We start from the raw sequence: 19763 nt of genomic DNA on the forward strand, positions 1-19763 counted from the left end.
GGCGCGGGGCGGGGCGCCCACACCCCACAAGGAGGTCGGCCCGTGGCCGAGACAGTGACCACTGACATCCTCATCGTCGGCGCCGGCCCCGTCGGCCTCTTCGGCGCCTACTGCGCGGGCTTCCGCGAGCTGCGGACCGTCCTGGTCGACGCCTTGCCGCAGTGCGGCGGCCAGATCACCGCGCTCTACCCGGAGAAGGAGATCCGTGACATCGCGGCCGTCCCCGGCGCCCGCGGCCGCGATGTCGTCGCCGCCCTCAAGGACCAGGCCGACGCGTACGGCCCGACCTATCTGCTGGGCCGGCAGGCCGTCGAGCTGGCCCGCTCGACCGACGGACGCCCGCAGGTCACCCTCTCCGACGGCACCGTGGTCGACGCCGGCGCGGTCGTCCTGACCGCCGGGATCGGCGCGTTCACCCCGCGCACGCTCCCGGCCGGGGAGGAGTTCCTCGGCCGTGGGCTGAGCTACTTCGTCCCCGCCCCGGACGAACACGCCGACCAGGACGTCCTCGTCGTCGGCGGCGGGGACAGCGCGGTCGACTGGGCCCTCGCCCTGCATCCGATCGCCCGCTCGGTGACCCTCGTACACCGCCGCGGTACGTTCCGGGCCCACGCGGCGAGCGTGCGCGAGGTGCGCGAACGCGGCGTCGAGATCGTCACGAACGCCCAGGTGGAGGCCCTGTCCGGCGACGACCGGCTGCGCCTGGCCCACCTCAAGGTCGATGGCGAGGACGACGTACGGGTGCTGAAGGTCGACGCGGTCGTGGCCGCGCTCGGCTTCATCAGCAACCTCGGGCCGCTCGCCGACTGGGGCGTGGAGCTGGAGCGGCGCGCGATCGTCGTCGACACCCGGATGCGTACCGCCGTCGACCGGGTCTACGCCGCCGGTGACGTGACCGCGTACCCCGGCAAGGTCCGGCTGATGTCGGTCGGCTTCGGGGAGGTCGCGACCGCGGTCAACAACGCGGCGGTCGCCCTGGACCCCGCGCAGTCCCTGTTTCCCGGCCACTCGACGGAGTCGGCCTGAGCGGGGCACCGGCGACGAGCGGGCCGCAGGAGACCAACTACCGCTACCGGCTACGGGCTCCCGTCGGCCATGTCGAGCGCCGCGATGTAGGAGAACGCCATCGACGACCCCACAGGGCCTCCCGCACCGGGATAGATCCGGCCCGACATCGGGGCCATCGTGTTCCCCGACGCGTACAGACCGGCGATCACCGAGCCGTCGGTCCGCAGGACGCGCGCGTGGCCGTCCGTCCTGAGGCCCCCCTTGGTGCCCAGGTCGGACAGCACGATCGTCGCCGCGTAGAACGGCGGCTTGTCGATCACGCCCAGGCACGGGTTGGGGCCGTCGGTGTGGGCCCCCGCCATCCCCGTGATCATGAGGTCCCAGGGGTCCTCGCCCCGCCCGAACTGCTCGTCCTTGCCGTTGCGGGCATAGCCGTTGAACCGCTCGACGCTCTCGGTGAGCGCGCTTTCGGGTACGCCGATCAGCGCCGCCAGCTCCTCAAGCGTCCCGGCCCGCTTCAGCACACCCGCCTCGATGAACTCGTCGACGTCGAACCAGCCCGGGACCTGCGGGGCGACGGGCAGCCCCGCGAAGGCCCGCTCGTTGTCGAGCTGCCGCTGGTCGAACACCCAGTGCGTGGGAAGGTGCGACACGTCCGAGGCCGTGTGCGCCCGGAGCATCTCGTGACCGGCCCGGTCGTACGGGAGCCGCTCGTTCATATAGCGCTGCCCGGCCGCGTTGACCCAGATGCCGCTCCACACCGACGTGTAGAACACCGGGCGCGTACGGGGTACGACCAGGCCCGGCGCGTACCACGCCTCGTCGAGCAGGTCGGTCGCCGCGCCGACGGCGATGCCCGCGGTGAGCGCGTCGCCGGTGTTTCCCGGGCAGCCCTGGGTCCACTCGTCGCCGACCCCGGGCTGGTACCGCTGACGGAGTTCGCCGTTGCGCTCGTATCCGCCCGCCGCGAGGAGTACGCCCCGGCCGGCGCGGAACGTCACGCGCTCGCCCTCCCGCACCGCCTCCACACCGACGACCGTGCCGTCCTCGACGAGGAGTCGCTCCAGCGCGGTGTTCGTCAGCACCGTGCCGTTGCCGGTCTCCGTGAACGCGAGCAGGGCGCGGGCGATGAGGGCCTGCCCGCCGACCATCACCTGGCCGGGGTCGACACCCCAGCGTTCCGTCCAGAGCGGCCTGCGCACCAGGGGCTCCAGGTCGCCGAGTTCGGCACGGTCGATGTCCTGGGGGAAGACGGTGCGCCCCTGCGGCAGGCTCCCGGGCCGCCCGGCGAAGTAGTCGGGCACGCCCTGCCAGACGAACCGGTCGAAGCGCGGATTGGCCTCCAGCTCGTCGATCAGGCGGGGCCCCGCCTGGAGGAAGGCCTCCCGCACGGAGGCCGGCGAGTCGTCGCCGACGATCGCGTCGAGATAGGGGCGGGCGACGTCGGGACCGTCCTCGATGCCGGCCCGCTGCTCGGCGGCGTTGCCGGGGAGCCAGATCCCGGCCCCGGAGTATGCCGTCGTCCCGCCGACGTACTCCGTCTTCTCGATGACGAGCGTGCGCAGTCCGCGGGAGGCGGCGGCGTACGCGCCGACGAGCCCCGCGCCCGAGCCGACGACGATGACGTCGAAGGAACCAGTCGTGTCACCGCTCATGCCAACTCCCCGTCCCGGACCGCGTTCGACGCCGCTTCGAGGTGGGCGAACCCCTGGGCGCTGGCCTCGTCCAGTTCCATGACCTCGACGAAGTGGCCCAGTTCGGCCGTCATGTCGAGATACCCGAACCGGATGCCGCCGCTGTCCCCGTACTGCTTCCAGGTCCTGCCGCTCGCGGCGACGACCGCGGACGCCTCTTCGAAGTCGTCGACGCGGAAGCCCAGATGGTGCAGCGTCGCCGGCACGTCGGGCCTGACGGCGCCCCGGTAGAGGTCTACCGCGCCGCCTACCGGACGGATGATCTCCAGGTTGGTCGGGCCCGCGTTGACCAGGGCGACGTCGATGACCCATTCGTCGGCCGGCTCACCGTCGACCACCACGAAGGGGGCCCTCGGCCCTCCGGCTCCGGCGCTGCCTGGGGGCCGGCCGCCGCCCAGGGACGACTTGTAGTGCCGGACGCAGTCCACCGTCCCGAGCCTCGACTCGAGGTAGGACGCGGCGGCGTCGATGTCGTCGGTCACGTATCCGAGCTGCATGAAATTACGGAAGAGATCGCTCAACGCCCGCATTTCCGGACCCCCTTGTCCTGTGCCGCCCATCGCCGACCGGCACGCGAACCGACTCTTCACCCCGCCGTCCGCGGTCGTCCACCGCACGTCCCATCAGACGGAATCGACGGTTCGCGGCTGCGGGAAGCTGCGCGACGATGCACGGGTGACCCCGTCGATCGACAACCGGCCCGTGCCCGCTCGTGTGACCCCGCGCCTTGACCGGGGCTCGGTCGAGCACCGGCTCATCACGATGCGCAGGTCGGTCGGACACCTCGACTCCTTCGGGCCGATGGACCGGGCACGCCTGGAGAGCGATCCGGCGGCCGGGCTCGTCGTCGAGCGGATCCTGGCACTCCTCGCCGACCTGGCCTTCGCGATCAACAGCCATGTCTCCACGGCGGTGTCGGGCGAGGTCCCGCAGTCGGCCGCCGCCTCGTTCGGCGCGGCCGAGCGGGCCGGGATGATCGACGCGGAACTGGCCGCCGCCCTCGTGCCGCCGGACGGCCCGCACCACGTCCTCGTCCAGCTGCACCTGGACACCGAACCCGAGGAGGTCGCGGCGGTCGTGTCGGCCGCCCTTTCCGGATACGGGGAGTACGTACGGCAGGTGGCCGCCTGGACCGCGGACCAGGCGCCGCAGGGCTGATCCGGCTGGACCGCGGACCAGGCCACGGAGGGCTGACTCAGCCGACCCCCTCGGCTACGGGAGCGACAGCGCGCGAGCCACGACTCGACGGGCGCCGTCGAGAATCCGCCGGGCTCGCTCGTCCGGTGAGACCCCGGCCCGCTGGAGACCGCGCAACGGAACCTCGGCGCTGACGACGACATCGCCGGGCAGCAGCGACACCACTTCCGCCAGCGGAAACTCCCCGTGCCCGGGAACGACCCGCTCGTTCATGGCCTCGTCCAGGTAGTCCGAGGAGATCCCGGGCGCGTGGGGGCCGTCGCTCAGCTGGCAGTATCCGAAGAGCCGCCGGTCGACCCTCCGTATGTCGTCGGGCCCTTCTCCGGCCCGCGCGAGATGGAGCGTGTCCACGAGGATCCGGAGATTGGGCTGGTCGAGCCGCTTCACCAGCCCGACCGCCGCCGCGAGGGACGGCACATGGGAGAGCGGTGTGAACTCGATCAACACGTCCACCCGAGCGGTCCTGGCGACCTGGCAGAACTCTCCGAGAACGTCCTCGACACACCCTGGATCGCGCCGCAGGTCCGGGTCGGGCTCGAACGCACAGGTATTGGCCAAAGGGGCACCGAGTTCGGCGAGAACGTCGAGTCGGCGCCGGAGGTCGTCCAGTCCCGCCTTCGGCGATACGAGGAATCCGTCACCCATGACGACCGGTACACCCGCCGCGTCAAGCCGCGAAAGAGCCTCACGCAGCTCCCTCGGGTCACGGAGGCCAGGGTGATTGACGCTCATACAGACGCTGTCGGCACCACCGGCGACCGCGGCGCCGGCGAAGACCGGCAACGGCTCCTCGCGAAAGGTCAGATGCTCAAGACCCACCGCCGGACGACGCCCCTCGTCCACGCTCAGGTGATCCACGTCCACCCCATCCCACCCACCCCTCCCCGAAGAAGAGGATACTGAAATGAAATCCGGTCAGGCGCCGAGCATGTGCAGCCCGCCATCGACGGCGATCAGCTGCCCCGTCATGAACCGCGCCCCGGGACCGGCCAGGAACACCATCACCGGCCCGAGATCCGTGTCCGGATCACCGAGTTCACCCCGAAGCGGCATACGCGCCCGCAGTTGCTCCTTGAACACGGCGGCAGTCTCCTCGCCCAGGTGCTCCCACAGCCGTTCGGCGTTCCTCGTACTGACCGCGGGCGCCAGGGCGTTGACCGTGACCCCGGACCTCCCCCACGCCGCGGCCACGGACCGGGTCCACGCGTGGACGCCGGCCTTCGCCATCGCGTAGTGCGGCGCCATGGGGTTCCCGCGGATCCCCTCCGCCGACCCGAGGTTGATGATCTGCCCGCCACTGTGCCGCATGTGCGCGAACGCCGCCTGGTTGGTGATGACCGTCGACCGGAGGTTGGTGTCGACGACCAGGTCGAACTCGTCGTCGGACAGCGACTCCGGCGCACCCGGCCACCAGCCGCCCGCCGCGTGCAGCAGTACGTCGATACCGCCCAGCACCGACGCGGCCTGATCGAACGCGGCATCGACCGAACCGCGGTCGCGCACGTCGCACGCCGCCCACTCGCACAGTTCCTTCAGTTCGTCCGGAGGCGGCGTCGTATGGAACAGCCCGACGACATCCGCCCCGGCCGCGACGAACGAGGCCACGGCCGCCGCCCCGATCCCACTGGCCGCCCCGGACACCACCGCCCGCCGCCCGACGAGCGGCAGCCCCGCCTGCGCCCTTGCTTCCGCCACGTCCGCACTCCCTTGTCGCGAGCCTGAGCGCACTCTATCCACGACACAGCGAATTGCGTATACCCAATCCGGATCGATCTATCGGGGCCTAAAGTCCACCGCATGACCGACGACTCCTCCCCCACCTACCTCACCGCGATCCGCACCTCGTACGACACAGTCGCCGCCGACTACGTCCAACTGGTCAAGACCCCGGCGGAGTTGGACCCACTGTCACGCGCGATGCTGACGGCGTTCGCCGAGTCCGTACGGACGGCCGGCCTCGGCCCGGTCGCGGACCTGGGATGCGGACCCGGCAGAGTCGCAGCACACCTGGCAGCCCTGGGAGTGCCCGTATTCGGCATCGACCTCTCCCCGAAGATGACCGAGCTGGCCCGCGACGCCCACCCGGACCTCGACTTCACCGTGGGCTCGATGACAGCCCTCCCGATCCGGGCCAACGCACTCGGCGGCATCCTCGCCTACTACTCCACCCACCACACCCCACCGGACCAACTCCCCACCCTGTACGCCGAGTTCCACCGCACCCTCACCCCCGGCGGCCTCCTGATGCTGGCCGGTCACGCGGCAGTCGACGAGCCGCTGCACCTGCGCCCGGCACAGGGTCACGGTGGCCATCCGGTGTCCTACGAATCCCATCTGATCCCGGCCGAGCGGATCGCCGAGCTGCTGCGGCGAGCGGGATTCGTGGTCACGGCGCGGCTGGTGCAGGGGCTCGACGAGGGAGCGGAGGCGAAGAGGGCGTTCGCCACCTTGCTGGCCCGGAAGCCACACATCACATGTTGAGCAGCCGTCCCGACGATCGCCGACCTTGACGGCCAGGACGACGAGTTCGCCGTCCAGGACTGGTAGGCGACCCGATAGCTGCCGATGCGAAGCCGCCGCCGTGAATCGGAACGCGTACTTCACATCACGCCCGAATCCCGGCCCGCATCCCGCTCGGTGAACAGGTCGGCGAGCAGCCCGGCCATGGTCACGGTCGGGCCGCCCGCAGCCAGAACGGCTTCGGCCTCGCGCGCGAGCAGTTCGTCGACCGCGTCTTCCAGTGCGTTGAAGTCGGCGAGGTGAGCGCGGGCTTCGCGTACGGTGACGGCGCTTTCGTCCATGATGGGCAGCGTATGCGCCAACGTGTACACGGGCGGGACTTCGGTGGGATCATCGCCGCCCGCGTCCACGCCCCGCATCCGGTCGGCTGATCCGGCCGGGTCCTCACGCCGCCGGACGTGGCTCCGGTGTCCTCAGCATCTTGGCGAGGTGGCCGAGCAGTGCCGCGTTGACCAGCCCGGACAGGGCCGCGCCGGTGGAGAAGACCAGGGGGCTCAGCCAGGCGTACGAGGAGTCCCAGTCGGGGGACACCGCCACCGAGCCGAGCAGGGCGAGGATGCTGAGCGGTGCCGTGACGATGAGCGGCCAGATCGCGGCGAACCCGGGGTCCGGCGCCAGGTAGGAGAAGTACAGGAAGGAGCCCACCGCCGCGGCGACCACGGCGAGGTACCCGCGTGCGAGCCAGTTGTCGAAGGCGGGCGTCAACAGGCCCCGAATCCCCTGCGGACGCGGCAGCGGCAGCGAACGCGGGCCGGGCCCCGCCGCACCGGGCGCCGTCCTCGTCGCGAGGGCGCCGATCACCGCGGCGTTCACCAGGGCGCACAGCAGCAGCCAGACGGCCCAGTAGCCGACGGCCAGCGCCTCGATCGGCCAGCTGCCCTGCGTCCCGGGGCCGAAGGGGACGGCGATGCTCAGGAGGGAGAGCGGTGCCGTGAGCAGCATTGGGCTCGCGGCGATTCCGCTGTCCGGGAAGAGGAACATGACCGCGACCGAGGCCGCGAAGACGGCCAGATAGCCACGGGCGGGCCAGTTGTCCGTGGCGAGCGCGAGAATCCGGCGCAGGCGTGGCAGTCGGCGCGGGCGGGAGGCGTTCGCCATCTCGGGTCCCTTCGGTTCGGTCCGTGGGTGGTGGTGTTCGGCGTTCTCCACAGTGGACCGAAGGGCGCGTTCGGACATGAGTACGAGTACTCAGCACCGCCTGAGCCTGAGCGGTGCTCCGGGCGAGTGTGCGTACCACCCCTGCCGTGCCGCCTACCGAGCGCTCCTAGACCGACGCCTGGGCGACCCGCTCGGCCACGCCCTTCTTGATCGTCACCTCGACGGTAAGGTTGCCGCCCTTCGCCGCCGCGTCCAGCTCGTCGGCGGTGCACTTCTCCGCCACCTGGGTCTCGGGGTCGCCGCAGATGTCGCCGCCCTGGATCGCCGTGTCGACGGCGACGTAGAAGGGACGGCCGCCGACCTCCAGCTTGCCCGGCGCCAGGTAGGTCAGCGTGCCGGAGACCGTACCGTCCACCCGGTTGTCGACGGTGGCCTTCGTGCCGCCCGTACCGGTGCCGGTGTCCGTGCCGATGGTGCCGACGCTGGCTTCGGGAGTGGCGGCGGAGTCTTCGGTAGACGTGTCGGAAGAGCCGGGAGTGGCCGCACCGGCGTCGCCGCTGGGGTCGGTGGTGGCCTCGCCGGTGGCGCCCGTGCCGGCGTCGGTCGCGGTGCTCGAACCGGACGCGGCGCTGGGCGTCTTGGTCGGGCTGTCGGGGCTGCACGCGGTGAGGAAGAGGGCGGTGGCGGCCAGGAGACCGGCAGCGGCGAGCGTACGGACGCGGATGCTGGTGCGAGTGCTGGTGCTGGTGCTGGTGCTGGTGTGGCTGAAAGACATGTCAGGTTGCCCTCTCGGCGTTGTTTCCCCGTCGTTCTCAACCTGTCAAATGCCGTACGGGGCAAGCCGGTTCGCTGATCGTCCACCCTGTTGCACAGCCTGCATGAACCGCCGTTTTCTGTTACACGTCACCGTTCATCCGCACGCGACGGTGACCGGGACATGCCCACCGGCGTGATAGCGAGTCGGCGGAAGAGTTCGCGGGTCGGGGAGCCGGGTTCGGCGCAGTAGACGATGAGACGTTGGCCGCTCTCGGGGATGTGGAGCACCTGGCACTCGTACTCCAGCCGCCCGAAGGTGTCGGAGTCGATCCGCTTGACGACCCGGTGCCGTACCTCGACGTCGTGGTCCGCCCACATCTCGGCGAACCTCGGTGAGGTGCCGAGGAGTTCGGTGACCAGCTCCTCGATCCCCCGGTCGCCGGGGTGGAGGGCGTAGGCGGCGCGCAGGTCGGCGACGGTCGCGCGGGCGAACGCGAGGGCCGACTCGTCGTCCCAGCGATGGTCGTCGAGCGCCTCGCGGAACATCCAGCGGACGAGGTTGCGGTCGTCCTCCGGCGCCCGCGCGATGCTGCTGATGAGGTGGGCCGCCAGGGCGTTCCAGGCGAGGAGGTCGTACTTCGCGTCGACGACGTAGGCCGGCACCTCCGGCATGCTGTCGAGGAGGCACCGGACCGCCGGAGCGAGCCCGCGGACCGGGCCGGCGACCGGAGGCGGGCTCTCACCGGCGACGCGGAAGAGATAGTCCCGCTCGTCACGGGTGAGCAGCAGCGCCCGGGCCAGCGAGGCGAGCAACTGCCGGGACGGGTGCGGGCCACGGCCCTGCTCCAACCGGATGTAGTAGTCGACGGACATGCCGGCGAGCTGGGCGACCTCCTGCCTGCGCAGACCGGGCGTACGGCGGCGCAGACCGTCCGGCAGCCCGACGTCCCGAGGTTGCAGACGGCCCCGGCGCGCCCGCAGGAACGCCGCCAGCTCCTCGCGCAGGATCATGCCCCCATGCTGCCCCACCCCCGAGCGCCGTGGGTGGTACCGCCGATACCAGCCTCACCAGGTCTCTGGTGCCCCGGCCGGGGGCGCCGCAGGGTCGGGGGCATGACACTGACTGCTCTGATCACAGGCGCCAACAAGGGCATCGGCTACGAGACCGCCCGTCTCCTCGGCGAACGCGGGATGACCGTGCTGGTCGGCGCGCGGGACGAGACCCTCGGGCGGAAGGCCGAACTGGCGTTGCGCGAGGGCGGCGTGGACGCCCGGTTCCTCCGGATCGACGTCACCGACGACGCCTCCGTCCAGCGGGCCGCCGACCAGGTGGGCGCCGAGTACGGGCGGCTCGACGTCCTGGTGAACAACGCGGGCATCGTCGGCGACGTCGAGGGCGCCCGCAGCGGCCCGAGCGGCGCCACCCGGGCCGCCCTCCGCCAGGTCTTCGAGGCGAACGTGTTCGGGGTGGTGGCGGTGACCAACGCGTTCCTGCCGCTGCTGCGCAACGCCGAGGCCGCCCGCATCGTCAACGTCTCCAGCGAGGTCGGCTCGCTCACCTTCGCGAGCGATCCGGAGCATCCGCTGTACGGCCTGGCCACGATTCCCTACCCGGCGTCGAAGACCGCGCTGAACATGGTCACGGTGATGTACGCGAAGGAGCTGCGGGACACCCCGATCAAGGTCAACGCCGCCAACCCCAGCCACTGCGCGACCGACCTCACCGGCAACACCGGCTCCCGCACCCCCGAACAGGGCGCCCTGGTGAGCGTCGCCCTGGCCACCCTGCCGCCCGACGGCCCGACCGGCGGGTTCTGGGGCGACGGCGCCCCGGCAGCGGAGGCCGCTCTCCCCTGGTGAACCTCTCGCTGTCCGTCAGCCCTGGACATCAAGAACGGCCGGTACGGCGTCCAGCGCCTGCCGCGCCGACCCCGCCACCCGGATCTCCACTCTCCCCTCCAGTACAACCGTCTCCAAGTCGGCCCCGACCTGCGCGAGTTGGTCGTCGCCGAGCGCGAACACGACCGTACGGCACTCCCCCGGAGCCAGGTCCACGGCCTCGAAGGCGCGGAGTTCGAGAGTGCGCGGCCACACGCTCGTCCGCAGCCGTCGGACGTACAGCTGGACGACCGAACGCCCCGCCCGTTCCCCGGTGTTGGTCACCTCCACCGAACAACTGGCTCCACCCCGGACGATGTTCGGAACGCCGTACTCGAAGCTCGTGTACGTCAGACCGTGGCCGAAGGAGTACAGCGGCTCGGAGTCCTCGTCCACGTACGACCCGTACTCCGTGTCCTTGTGGTTGTAGTAGACGGGGAGCTGGGCCGCCGAGCGCGGGACCGAGACGGGGAGGCGGCCGGTCGGGGCGGTGTGGCCGAGGAGGATCCCGGCGATCGCCTCGCCGCCCCAGGGGCCCGGATACCAGGCCGTGAGCAGGGCGGCCGCGTGCTCCGCCGCCTCCGGGACCGCGTGCGGGCGGCCCTGGATCAGGACGACGACCGTGGGTGTGCCCGTCGCCGTCACCGCGTCCAGCAGGGCGTGCTGGGCCCGGCCGAGGCGCAGGTCGGCCAGGTCGACGCCCTCACCGCAGGTCATCTCCGAGACGATCGTCCGGGCGGCGCCGTTGGCGTCGAACTCCGTGTCCGGCGTACGGGCGCTGCTGCCGCCCAGGACCAGTACGGCCAGGTCGGATGCCGCTGCCGTCGCCACCGCCTCGGGGACGCGGGACAGGTCGTCGCCGGTGAGGGAGCAGCCCTGGGCGTGGCGTATCTCCGTGCCCGGGAGGGCCAGTTGGCGGAGGGCGGCGAGGACGCTGGTTCCTGTGCCGGGGCGTTGGGGGGCCGTGTAGTCGCCGAGCTGGTGGGCCGTGGTGGCGGAGTGCGGGCCGACGACGGCGATACGGGAGACCCGCGCCGGGTCGATGGGCAGCGCGCCCGCCTTGTTGTGGAGGAGGGTGACGGCCGAGCGCGCCAGAGCTGTGCTCAGCGACCGGCCGGCCTCCGGTGAAGGGGGCGACAACTGGGGCGCTGCACCGGGGAGTTCGAAAAGTCCCAGGCGGAATTTCAGCGCCAGCACCCGGGACACGGCCGCGTCGACCACCGACTCCTTCACCAGGCCGCGGTCCACCGCCTCCTCCAGGTGGGTGAAGCCCTGGTCCCAAAGGCTCAGGTCGACACCGGAGTTGAGGGCCAGCGCGCCCGCGGAGACCCTGTCCCCGGTGATGCGGGCGAGGCGGTCCACCGCCAGGCCGTCCGCCATGACCAGGCCCTCGAAGCCCCAGCGGTCGCGCAACAACCCGTTCAGCAAAGGGCCGTTGGCCGAGCAGGGCACGCCGTCCACCTCGTTGTACGCGGCCATCACCGCGGCGGCGCCCGCCCTGACGCCCGCCCGGGCGGCAGGCAGATGGATCTCGTGGAGTTCCCGGGGACCCAGCTCCGACTCGGCGGAGTTCCGGCCGCCGACCGTGGCACCCTGACCCGCGAAGTGCTTGAGGACGACCGGGGCCTTGTCCGGCGCGAACTCCCCCGCCGCTCCGGCGGGTTCGCCCTGCATGCCCCGCACCAGCGCCTCCGTCAGGCGCGCGGCGAGGTACGGGTCCTCCCCGAAGCACTCCTCCGTACGGCCCCAGCGGGGGTCGCGGGCGATGTCCAGTGCCGAGACCAGGGCCAAGTGGCCGCCCCTGGCGCGGAGTTCGGCGGCGGCGTGGGCCGCCGCCCGCTCGTACAGGTCCGGGTCCCAGGTGGCGCCCACCGCCAGGTTGACGGGGAGGACCGTGCCGTCGAGGGCCATGAGGCCGTGCGGTACCTCCTCGACGAACAGGGCGGGGATGCCCAGACGGCTGCGTTCGAGGACGTGGCGCTGGACCAGGTCGGCCAGGACCGGGCCGTCCTCCGCTCCGGCGCCCGTGATGTGGTCGACGCCGGACCAGGCGTCGGCGCGGAGGAGTCCGTACAGGGCGCCGAGGCCTTCGAAACGGTCGGTCTCCTCATGCAGGGCCCGCGTCAGCTCGAACTCGCCCTCGGGGGTGCGGCGGTAGGCGTCCCAGCCGTACATCCGCTGGTTGAGCTGGCCGACCTTCTCGCGCAGGGTCATCCGGGCCAGCAGGTCGGCGACTCGGGCGTCGACCGGGGCGGCGGGGTCGCGGTAGAGGGGGGTCACGTCGGTCACGGGCTCGTCTCCGGGTGCGAGGCGGTGCCCTGTACGAGCCGGGCCAGGGCCACCGCGCCCCGGCTGCCGTCGGGGACCCAGTGGGCCACCAGGCCGAGGGCGGACAGATGCCGGTCCAGGGGTTCGGTCAGCGGGCCGTCCGGGCCGAGCAGGCCGCCCGTCGCCACCAGCGCCTCGCCCGGCGTCGGCTCCAACGCCCGCACGCAGTCGGCGAGATGACCGGCGGCCTCGTCGAGGATGGCCCGCGCGCGGGCGTCCCCCACCCGGGCCGCCTCGGCGACCAGCGGGGCCAACCGGGCCAGCCGGACCGGCGGTTCGCCCATGACAGCGGGGAGGACATGTCGGCGGTAGGCCTCGCGGGCGGACCGGGGCCAGGGGTGGCGGTCGCCGCCCACACCCTCGTAACCCTCATCCGGCAAGGCTTCACTTCCGTACGTCAGAACCTCCTCCGGCACCCCCAACTCCCGCCCCACCAGCGCCGCCAGAGCCGTGTCGCCGCCCCGGCGGTCCGCCATCCGCAGCGCGGACCGGACCGCTTCCCGGCCGATCCAGAAGCCGCCGCCGTCGTCGCCGAGGAGCCAGCCGTCGCCGCCGACCGTCTTCTCGCAGTGGCGGCCGGTGATGCGCATCGCGACGGCGCCCGTACCGGCGACGAGGGACAGACCGTCCGCCGGGGTGTGCGGGGCGGCGGCGAAGGCGGCCTCGATGTCGCTGCAGATCCGGATGCCGTCGCCGGCCGGGATCCCGAGCCGCCGCAGGGCCTCCGTGAGTGCCGTGAGCGCGTTGACGCGGCCGGGTTCGTCGGCCGTACCGGCGGCGCCCGCAAAGCCGCCCGCGACGGCGACGACCCGGAGCCGGGCCCATTCGGGCACCGCCAGGGCGAGGGCCTCGGCGAGGTGCTCGGTGAGCTGCGGTACGGGCACGGTGAGGGCGTTGCCCGGCCCGGCGACGCCCTCACCCAGGGGGCTCCCGTCGGCGGCGGACGCCAGCACCGCGCGCGTACGGGTGCCGCCGGCGTCGAGGCCGACGACGAGGGCGCCGTGCGCGGAGGGACCGTCCTCGGCCCGGCCGGAATCCCGACCCGAATCCTGGTTCAATTCATTGCTCATCGCGCACTATGGTGGTTCATACATTCGCCGAGGACAAGACCCGACTCGCGGCCCGGCGCAGTCACGCACGTCCGAGGAGGACACGTGAGCACTCCCCCCGCCCCCCGTTCCGCTCCCCGCTTCGGCGTCAACTACACGCCGCGCCGGGGCTGGTTCCACTCCTGGTACGACTTCGACCCGGCCCGCGCCCGCGAGGACCTCGACCAGATCGCCGGGCTGGGCCTGGACCACGTACGGATCTTCCCGCTCTGGCCGCTGCTCCAGCCGAACCGCACGCTCATCCGCGCGTCCGCCGTCGACCAGGTGGCGCAGCTGGTGGACGTGGCGGCGGAAGCGGGCCTGGACGTCATGGTGGACGGCGTGCAGGGCCACCTCTCCAGCTTCGACTTCTACCCGGAGTGGACCCGCAGCTGGCACCACCGCAACGTGTTCACGGACCCGGACGCCATCGAGGCACAGGCCACCCTCCTCCGCACGCTCGGCGGCGCCCTGGCCGGCCGCCCGAACCTCCTCGGCCTCCAGCTCGGCAACGAGCTGAACAACCTGGTCGAACACAACCCGGTGACCGTGGCCGACGTCGACCACTACCTGGACACGCTCCTCGCCGCCGCGCGCACCGGACTGGGCCCGGCGGGTGCAACAGGCACTACGGGCCTGGTCACGCACTCCGCGTACGACGCCGCCTGGTACAGCGACGACCACCCCTTCACCCCGGAGGCCTCGGCCCGCAAGGGCGACCTGACGACCGTCCACCCCTGGGTGTTCTCGGCCAACTGCGCCGGCCGCTACGGCCCCCGCTCCCCGCAGGTCCAGCACCTCGCGGAGTACGGGGTGGAGCTGGCCAAGGCGTACGCCGACGACCCCGCCCGGCCCGTCTGGGTCCAGGAGACCGGCGCCCCCGAACCGCACATCCCGGCGGCCGACGCCCCCGACTTCGCCCGCGCGACCGTACGCAACGCCGCCGAGTGCACAGACCTGTACGGGGTCACCTGGTGGTGCTCCCACGACGTGGACCGTTCCCTCGCGGACTTCCCCGAACTGGAGTACACGCTCGGCCTGTTCGACTCCTCGGGCGAGCCCAAGCCCATCGCGCTGGCCCTCGCGGAGACGGTCGCCGAACTGCGCGCCGAACCCCGCCCGCCGGAACCCCGTACGACCGCCCTCGTGCTGGACTGCACCCCGGGGAACCGTTCGATCTCGGGTCCCGGCGGCGCGTACTTCGAGGCGTGGATGCGGCTGCGGGCGGAGGGCGTGCGTCCGGCGGTGGTGCTGGCGGAACAGGCCGAGGACGAGGGGTACTTGGCGGCTCGGGGCATCAAGGAGACAGTCCCACTGGCTCTATGACCCAGCTCACATCCCGCCCGTGCAGCAGATACGGGGCCTGTCACGTCGAGGAGGGGTGACAGGAAGGGAGGAGCGTGTGGATCTGGCAACCGAGTGGAAGCTGGGCGCAGGCCGCGAACAGGTCGGCACCCAGCCCGAGTTGGCGGAGCTGGACTTCCCCGGCTTCGTCGCCGCCCGGTCGGGCGCGCTGTTCCGGGGTGCCCTCGTCCTTACGGGAAACCGTGACGCGGCCGAGGACCTGGTCCAGGAGACCCTGGAGCGGGCCTGCCGGAAGTGGCGCACGATCGCCGCCAAGGACGCTCCGGACGCCTACGTGCGGCGGATCATGGTGAACCTGGCCAACGACCGGTGGCGGAGATTCCGTCGCACGGTCCCGCTGGTTTCACCGGTCCCGCACCAGGACACCGGCGACCGGGCGGCTCCGGGGGACGAGTACGGCCGTGTAGACAGCAGGGACCAGCTGGTCCGGGCCCTGCAGAGGCTGCCGATGCGGACACGGACGGTGGTGGTGCTGCGGTACTTCCACGATCTGTCCGACGCCGAGATCGCGGCCGACATGCAGATCTCGGAAAGCACTGTCCGGTCCCAGCTCGCCCGCGGAATCGGAAAGCTCAGAGGCCAGTTCCCCGCACGCTCCGACCCTTCACCACAGCCACCGCAGCAGCCCACGGAAGGAACCCGATGACCTCGAACGACCCACGGGCGTCCGGCTGCACCGGTAGCACCCCCTTCGAAGAGGAACTGGTGAACGCCATGAACGACTTCGCGAACTCCGCCGACGCCCCGGCCTTCGACGCCGCGGGCATCGTGCGCAAGAGCCGCCGCAAGCGGACCACCACCGCCATAGCGGGCTTCGCCACCGCGCTCCTGCTGGCCGGCGGCGGTACCGCCCTGGCCACTGCGGGCAGCGGCGGTTCGGGCGGGCAGCAGCCCGCCGACCCGGTGGACGCGAACATCGTGCTGGAGGGTAGTACGGGCAAGACCGACTTCAAGGGCCTCAGCCTGGAGTCCGCCAAGGAGCAGCTGGTGGAGCTGGGGCTCAAGCCCGGCACGGTCAAGGAGACGCGCTGCCACAACCTCGGCAAGCCCGACACGATCATCGGGGTCTCCCCGCACAGCCCGACCGCCGTGCCGATCGGCGCCACCATCAACCTGCTGCTCTGCTCCGACTGACCGCGCCCTGAGAGGTCACGTCTCTGTTTCCGTTCCTTTCGGTACCGGCGCCGGTACCGAAAGGAACGGGGGCAGCCGCAGAGGAAGCAGCCTCAGAGGGCGGCGCCTGCCACCAGCACCTCGGCCAGCGCCCGCAGATTGACCTTCCCGCGCCCGTACGAACACAGGGCGCCGCCTTCCGGCAGTCCCGTGTCGACGCGCACCGCGTCCCCGCGCCCGGCCACCAGCGCCGCCCGCAGCTCCGCCTGCCACGGGTACAGCCCGGCATCCGACGTGGCGACCACCAGCGGCGATCCGGCCGCCCGCCGCAGCACGCCCGCGACCAGGGCCGCCTGGTCCACCGGCGCCTCGTTCAGCGCCACGCCCACCGCCGTGGGGTCGAGCGCGCGCACCTCGCTCAGCAGATCCTCGCCGCCCCAGTTCAGCGCGGGATGCGGCGGCGGAAACAGGTCGACGACATAGGCACCGGGCAGCCCGGGAAAGCCACCGGCTCCCGCACCCCGTACGGCCAGCCTGGCCGCGTCGAGCCCGGCCTCCGCGTCCCACGGCCGGACAGCGCCGCCCTCCGCCACCACCCCCGCATACCGCTCCGCCAGCTTCCGCACCCGCCCGGCGGCCTCCCGTACGCGTTCCTCCGGGAGCATCCCGTCGCGCAGCGCCTCGATCACGGCGTTCCGGCAGGCCAGCGTGACCGCCAGGTCCGGTACGGCCACGATCACCTGGTCGGCGCCCGCGGCGAGGGCGAGCCGGGCGCCGGCCGCCTCGCCGTACCGGTCGGCTATCGCCTTCATCTCCAGGGCGTCGCTGACCAGGACGCCGTCGAAACCGAGGTCGTGGCGGAGCAGGTCGTTCAGGATGCGGCGGCTGAGGGTCGCGGGCCGCTCCGGATCGAGCGCCGGGTACACCACGTGCGCGCTCATCAGCATCGGCACGCCCGCGGCCACGGCGGCCCGGAACGGCTCGACGTCGGCGCGGATCTCGTCGTACGACCGCCGGTCGACCGCCATCTCGTGGTGGCTGTCGGTCACCGTGCCGCCGTGGCCGGGGAAGTGCTTGGCGCAGGAGGCGACACCGCGGGCCTCGGTGGCCGTGATCCAGGCGCGCAGATGACGGGCGGCGAGTTCCGGCTCCGCACCGAAGGAGCGGGTGCGGACGATCGGGTTGTCGGGGTGGTGCTGGAGATCGGCCACGGGGGCGTACGAGACGGTGATGCCGACCGAGACGAGATGACCGGCGAGGGCGTCGGCGCAGCGGGCGGTGAGGTCCGGGTCGTCGACGACGCCGAGGGCGTACGAGCCGGGGACCTCGGGGGCGCCCGCGGCGACGAGGTGGCCGATGCCGCCGCCCTCGTTGTCGATGGCGACGAGGAGATCGGGGCGCAGGGCGCGCAGCTCGTCGGTGAGCCGGCGGAGCTGGTCCGCGTCGCGCACGTTGCGGGTGAAGAGGATGACGCCGCCGAGGCCGCGGTCGATGAGCCGCTTGAGGGTGCCCGGGACGCCGGTGGTGCCGTCGAATCCGGCGACGAGACACCGGTGGACGGCTTCGTCGAGATCGACGGGCAGATCGACGGGCAGGTGGTGCTCGGGCTGCTGCATCGACGTCATCGGGGGCCTCTGGGTCTCGTCTCGCGGGGTCTCGCGGGCAGGCTTAGATGATAGAAGTCACCAAAACTCCAGCACAAGGTGAATCAATCAACCAAAACTCTCCGTGGTCATTTGCCCCGCACATGCCCAATACGCCCCACCCCCGCCATGCCCCGGACGTCGCGGGTTCACCCACGCCACCCACGATGCGCGCATGAAACGCACCACCGTCGCCCTCGCCGCACCTCTGTGCGCCCTGCTGGCCACCACGCTTCCCGCCCACGCGGCGGACCGCTCCACCACCGCCGACAGCTACGGCACCAAGGGCTCGTACGCCCCCCAGCAGAACCTCCGCAGCTACCAGAAGCCCCCGAAGGGCTTCGTCCCGGTGTTCACGGAGAACGTCTCCCGGCACGGCTCCCGCGCCGCGACCGACAGCTCGGACGGCGACCTGATCCTCAAGCTGTGGGACCAGGCCGAGAGCGAGGGGCAGCTCACCGCGCGCGGCAAGGAGTTCGGCCCGAAGGTACGGGCCCTGCTCGCCGCCATGTCCGAGGTCGGCTACGGCAACCTCAGCGGGCGCGGCAAGAGCGAGATCGCGGGCACGGCCGTACGCATGGAGCAGCGGCTGCCGGGTCTCTTCGACGCAATCGCCGCGAACGGCGAGAGGATCGACGTCGTCAGCTCCGGACAGGGCCGCGCCGTCGACAGCGGACAGCTCTTCGCCGACACCCTCGCGGCCACGGACCCGGCGCTGAAGCCGCTCATCGGCGCGGCCCGCACCGACAAGGACCTGCTCTACTTCCACAAGGCCGACGGCGGCGCCGCCTACCGCGCCTACATCGCGAACGACACGCGTCTCGCGGCCACCCTGAAGTCGATCACCGACCAGCCGAAGACCCACAGCGCCGCCTCGGACGTACTGCGGAAGATCTTCACGCGGTCCTTCACGCAGCGCATCGTCGACGGAGAGTTCTCGTCGATCGGCAGCGCGGTGGACGCGGCCGAGGCGGTCTACAACCTGTACGGCATCGCCCCGGCGATGAGCGACGAGAGCCCCGACGGCAAGGGCTGGCAGATGAACCGGTACATCTCCCAGCAGGACGCCGCCTGGTTCGGGTACCTGAGCGACGCCGAGGACTTCTACGAGAAGGGTCCCGGCTTCGCCGACAGCGACATCACGTACAAGATGGCGGACGTTCTGCTCGACGACTTCTTCAAGAAGGCCGAGGGAGCCGAGAGCGGCACCAACACCCTCGGCGCCGAACTGCGCTTCACGCACGCCGAGGAGATCATCCCGCTGGCCGCGCTGATGGGCCTGCCGGGCAGTACGCAGGGGGTGACCGCCGCCAAGCCGTACACGTACGCGAGCAACCCGTGGCGGGGCGCGGCCGTGGCGCCGATGGCCTCGAACATCCAGTGGGACGTGTTCCGCAAGGGCGACACCACACTCGTACGCATGCTCTACAACGAGAAGGAGACCGCCTTCAAGGCGGGCTGCCGTCCGGTGTCGAAGGGCAGCAAGTTCTACGACCTGGATGAGCTGGAGCGCTGCTTCGGCCGTACTTCTTGACGTACGGCCGAAGGGGCGGGGAATGGGGAACCGGGGACGGATATAGGGGTACCCGGTATCCGTATCCGCCCGCCGGGCTAGCATGGCCCGCGTGACAGCCCGCGCACAGCGACCGCAGCACACGCATCCGCCGTTCTGGTGGGCGCGTGCGTTCGTCGTGCTCGGGCTGCTGGCGGGGGTCGTCGCGATGCACGGCCTCGCGCCGGGCGGCGGAATGACGAGCGGCGCCCATCACGGCAGCGGCCACCACCAGGCCGAGCCGATGAGCATGCAGGCAGGGCCCGCCGAAGAAACCGTCTGCCACGGCTCCGCCTCCCCCGGCGGCCACGCCCACCACGCGGACGCGACCTGCGCGTCCGGTGCCGTCCCGGCGGGGCACACGTTCCCCGCCCTGACGCCCGACCCGGCCGACGCCCCGGTACTGGCGGACGGTGCCCGCCGTTCCCTGCCCCCGTCACCCGAGGGCGCCAGAGCGCCACCGTCCCTGGCCGAACTCCAACTCCTGCGGATCTAGAGGCACGAGTCCCACCTCGCCTCAATT

General features: G+C 71.9%; 20 protein-coding genes. 9 read left to right on the forward strand and 11 right to left on the reverse strand.

The genetic code is table 11. From position 1 onward, the window contains the following. The first annotated feature begins 42 nt into the window (after positions 1–42). Positions 43–1026, forward strand: coding sequence for an NAD(P)/FAD-dependent oxidoreductase (locus ACWCRB_RS31960; RefSeq protein WP_450999368.1), 984 nt, complete (start codon positions 43–45; stop codon positions 1024–1026). Positions 1027–1076: 50 nt separating this feature from the next. Here the strand turns inward: ACWCRB_RS31960 and ACWCRB_RS31965 are convergent, their stop codons facing one another. Both ACWCRB_RS31965 and ACWCRB_RS31970 read right to left on the reverse strand, forming a co-directional pair. After that, complete coding sequence (locus ACWCRB_RS31965; RefSeq protein WP_450999369.1) at positions 1077–2663, reverse strand: FAD-dependent oxidoreductase; 1587 nt, start codon at positions 2661–2663, stop codon at positions 1077–1079. Continuing rightward, positions 2660–3199 (reverse strand): VOC family protein, encoded by a 540-nt coding sequence (locus ACWCRB_RS31970; RefSeq protein WP_450999370.1) that lies wholly within the window; start codon positions 3197–3199, stop codon positions 2660–2662. Before ACWCRB_RS31970 ends, ACWCRB_RS31965 begins: the two co-directional genes overlap by 4 nt. 178 nt (positions 3200–3377) lie before the next feature. On the opposite strand from ACWCRB_RS31970, the gene ACWCRB_RS31975 reads away from it, so the two are divergent. After that, on the forward strand, positions 3378–3860 hold the full coding sequence (locus ACWCRB_RS31975) for a HepT-like ribonuclease domain-containing protein (RefSeq protein ID WP_450999371.1): 483 nt from the start codon (positions 3378–3380) through the stop codon (positions 3858–3860). 54 nt (positions 3861–3914) lie between these two features. Here ACWCRB_RS31975 and ACWCRB_RS31980 read toward each other — a convergent pair whose 3' ends face one another. Both ACWCRB_RS31980 and ACWCRB_RS31985 read right to left on the reverse strand, forming a co-directional pair. Next, positions 3915–4757: a sugar phosphate isomerase/epimerase family protein gene (locus ACWCRB_RS31980; RefSeq protein ID WP_450999372.1), complete on the reverse strand. Its 843-nt coding sequence runs from the start codon at positions 4755–4757 to the stop codon at positions 3915–3917. Positions 4758–4814: 57 nt separating this feature from the next. Then, positions 4815–5594, reverse strand: a complete 780-nt coding sequence (locus tag ACWCRB_RS31985; RefSeq protein WP_450999373.1) for an SDR family NAD(P)-dependent oxidoreductase — start codon at positions 5592–5594, stop codon at positions 4815–4817. 102 nt (positions 5595–5696) lie between these two features. Here ACWCRB_RS31985 and ACWCRB_RS31990 point away from each other — a divergent pair, with 102 nt between their 5' ends. Further along, on the forward strand, positions 5697–6380 hold the full coding sequence (locus ACWCRB_RS31990; RefSeq protein ID WP_450999374.1) for a class I SAM-dependent methyltransferase: 684 nt from the start codon (positions 5697–5699) through the stop codon (positions 6378–6380). A gap of 119 nt (positions 6381–6499) precedes the next feature. Here the strand turns inward: ACWCRB_RS31990 and ACWCRB_RS31995 are convergent, their stop codons facing one another. The 4 genes from ACWCRB_RS31995 to ACWCRB_RS32010 form a co-directional block, all read right to left on the reverse strand. Beyond that, positions 6500–6700: a hypothetical protein gene (locus ACWCRB_RS31995; RefSeq protein WP_450999375.1), complete on the reverse strand. Its 201-nt coding sequence runs from the start codon at positions 6698–6700 to the stop codon at positions 6500–6502. 103 nt (positions 6701–6803) lie between these two features. Next, a complete protein-coding gene (locus tag ACWCRB_RS32000; RefSeq protein ID WP_450999376.1) occupies positions 6804–7517 on the reverse strand; it encodes an SCO4225 family membrane protein in 714 nt (237 codons plus the stop codon). Between the two features lie 166 nt (positions 7518–7683). Next, positions 7684–8292: a hypothetical protein gene (locus ACWCRB_RS32005; RefSeq protein ID WP_450999377.1), complete on the reverse strand. Its 609-nt coding sequence runs from the start codon at positions 8290–8292 to the stop codon at positions 7684–7686. A 128-nt stretch (positions 8293–8420) separates the two neighbouring features. Next, complete coding sequence (locus ACWCRB_RS32010) at positions 8421–9284, reverse strand: helix-turn-helix transcriptional regulator (RefSeq protein ID WP_450999378.1); 864 nt, start codon at positions 9282–9284, stop codon at positions 8421–8423. Between the two features lie 102 nt (positions 9285–9386). Between ACWCRB_RS32010 and ACWCRB_RS32015 the strand changes: the two genes are divergently transcribed. Beyond that, on the forward strand, positions 9387–10133 hold the full coding sequence (locus ACWCRB_RS32015; protein ID WP_450999379.1) for an SDR family oxidoreductase: 747 nt from the start codon (positions 9387–9389) through the stop codon (positions 10131–10133). A 15-nt stretch (positions 10134–10148) separates the two neighbouring features. On the opposite strand, the gene ACWCRB_RS32020 is transcribed toward ACWCRB_RS32015, so the two are convergent. Further along, complete coding sequence (locus tag ACWCRB_RS32020; protein ID WP_450999401.1) at positions 10149–12365, reverse strand: glycoside hydrolase family 3 N-terminal domain-containing protein; 2217 nt, start codon at positions 12363–12365, stop codon at positions 10149–10151. Positions 12366–12436: 71 nt separating this feature from the next. Beyond that, positions 12437–13549 carry an N-acetylglucosamine kinase gene (locus ACWCRB_RS32025; RefSeq protein WP_450999380.1) on the reverse strand — a complete coding sequence of 371 codons (1113 nt, stop codon included), beginning with the start codon at positions 13547–13549 and terminating at the stop codon, positions 12437–12439. A gap of 84 nt (positions 13550–13633) precedes the next feature. On the opposite strand from ACWCRB_RS32025, the gene ACWCRB_RS32030 reads away from it, so the two are divergent. The 3 genes from ACWCRB_RS32030 to ACWCRB_RS32040 all read left to right on the forward strand — a co-directional run bounded on the left by ACWCRB_RS32030 (position 13634) and on the right by ACWCRB_RS32040 (position 16066). Next, on the forward strand, positions 13634–14893 hold the full coding sequence (locus ACWCRB_RS32030) for a glycoside hydrolase 5 family protein (RefSeq protein ID WP_450999381.1): 1260 nt from the start codon (positions 13634–13636) through the stop codon (positions 14891–14893). Positions 14894–14969: 76 nt separating this feature from the next. Continuing rightward, entirely contained in the window at positions 14970–15578 is a 609-nt protein-coding gene (locus ACWCRB_RS32035; protein WP_450999382.1) for a SigE family RNA polymerase sigma factor, read from the forward strand. After that, positions 15575–16066, forward strand: coding sequence for a PASTA domain-containing protein (locus ACWCRB_RS32040; RefSeq protein ID WP_450999383.1), 492 nt, complete (start codon positions 15575–15577; stop codon positions 16064–16066). The genes ACWCRB_RS32035 and ACWCRB_RS32040 overlap by 4 nt, the downstream gene beginning before the upstream one ends. 92 nt (positions 16067–16158) lie before the next feature. On the opposite strand, the gene nagZ is transcribed toward ACWCRB_RS32040, so the two are convergent. Beyond that, positions 16159–17661, reverse strand: a complete 1503-nt coding sequence (nagZ, locus tag ACWCRB_RS32045) for a beta-N-acetylhexosaminidase (protein ID WP_450999402.1) — start codon at positions 17659–17661, stop codon at positions 16159–16161. Between the two features lie 202 nt (positions 17662–17863). Here nagZ and ACWCRB_RS32050 point away from each other — a divergent pair, with 202 nt between their 5' ends. Next, positions 17864–19222, forward strand: a complete 1359-nt coding sequence (locus tag ACWCRB_RS32050) for a histidine-type phosphatase (RefSeq protein ID WP_450999384.1) — start codon at positions 17864–17866, stop codon at positions 19220–19222. Between the two features lie 82 nt (positions 19223–19304). After that, positions 19305–19736, forward strand: a complete 432-nt coding sequence (locus tag ACWCRB_RS32055) for a DUF6153 family protein (protein WP_450999385.1) — start codon at positions 19305–19307, stop codon at positions 19734–19736. The last annotated feature ends 27 nt before the right edge of the window (positions 19737–19763 follow it).

The organism is Streptomyces sp. NPDC002156 (assembly GCF_053593675.1).

What these genes read in the sequence shown, in the direction of transcription:
- ACWCRB_RS31965 (WP_450999369.1), bottom strand. Translation starts at nt 2,663, where the DNA reads ATGAGCGGTGACACGACTGGTTCCTTCGACGTCATCGTCGTCGGCTCG.
- ACWCRB_RS31970 (WP_450999370.1), bottom strand. Translation starts at nt 3,199, where the DNA reads ATGCAGCTCGGATACGTGACCGACGACATCGACGCCGCCGCGTCCTAC.
- ACWCRB_RS31990 (WP_450999374.1), top strand. Translation starts at nt 5,697, where the DNA reads ATGACCGACGACTCCTCCCCCACCTACCTCACCGCGATCCGCACCTCG.
- ACWCRB_RS31995 (WP_450999375.1), bottom strand. Translation starts at nt 6,700, where the DNA reads ATGGACGAAAGCGCCGTCACCGTACGCGAAGCCCGCGCTCACCTCGCC.
- ACWCRB_RS32000 (WP_450999376.1), bottom strand. Translation starts at nt 7,517, where the DNA reads ATGGCGAACGCCTCCCGCCCGCGCCGACTGCCACGCCTGCGCCGGATT.
- ACWCRB_RS32005 (WP_450999377.1), bottom strand. Translation starts at nt 8,292, where the DNA reads ATGTCTTTCAGCCACACCAGCACCAGCACCAGCACCAGCACTCGCACC.
- ACWCRB_RS32010 (WP_450999378.1), bottom strand. Translation starts at nt 9,284, where the DNA reads ATGATCCTGCGCGAGGAGCTGGCGGCGTTCCTGCGGGCGCGCCGGGGC.
- ACWCRB_RS32015 (WP_450999379.1), top strand. Translation starts at nt 9,387, where the DNA reads ATGACACTGACTGCTCTGATCACAGGCGCCAACAAGGGCATCGGCTAC.
- ACWCRB_RS32020 (WP_450999401.1), bottom strand. Translation starts at nt 12,365, where the DNA reads ATGACCCTGCGCGAGAAGGTCGGCCAGCTCAACCAGCGGATGTACGGC.
- ACWCRB_RS32025 (WP_450999380.1), bottom strand. Translation starts at nt 13,549, where the DNA reads ATGAGCAATGAATTGAACCAGGATTCGGGTCGGGATTCCGGCCGGGCC.
- ACWCRB_RS32040 (WP_450999383.1), top strand. Translation starts at nt 15,575, where the DNA reads ATGACCTCGAACGACCCACGGGCGTCCGGCTGCACCGGTAGCACCCCC.
- nagZ (WP_450999402.1), bottom strand. Translation starts at nt 17,661, where the DNA reads ATGCAGCAGCCCGAGCACCACCTGCCCGTCGATCTGCCCGTCGATCTC.
- ACWCRB_RS32050 (WP_450999384.1), top strand. Translation starts at nt 17,864, where the DNA reads ATGAAACGCACCACCGTCGCCCTCGCCGCACCTCTGTGCGCCCTGCTG.
- ACWCRB_RS32055 (WP_450999385.1), top strand. Translation starts at nt 19,305, where the DNA reads ATGGCCCGCGTGACAGCCCGCGCACAGCGACCGCAGCACACGCATCCG.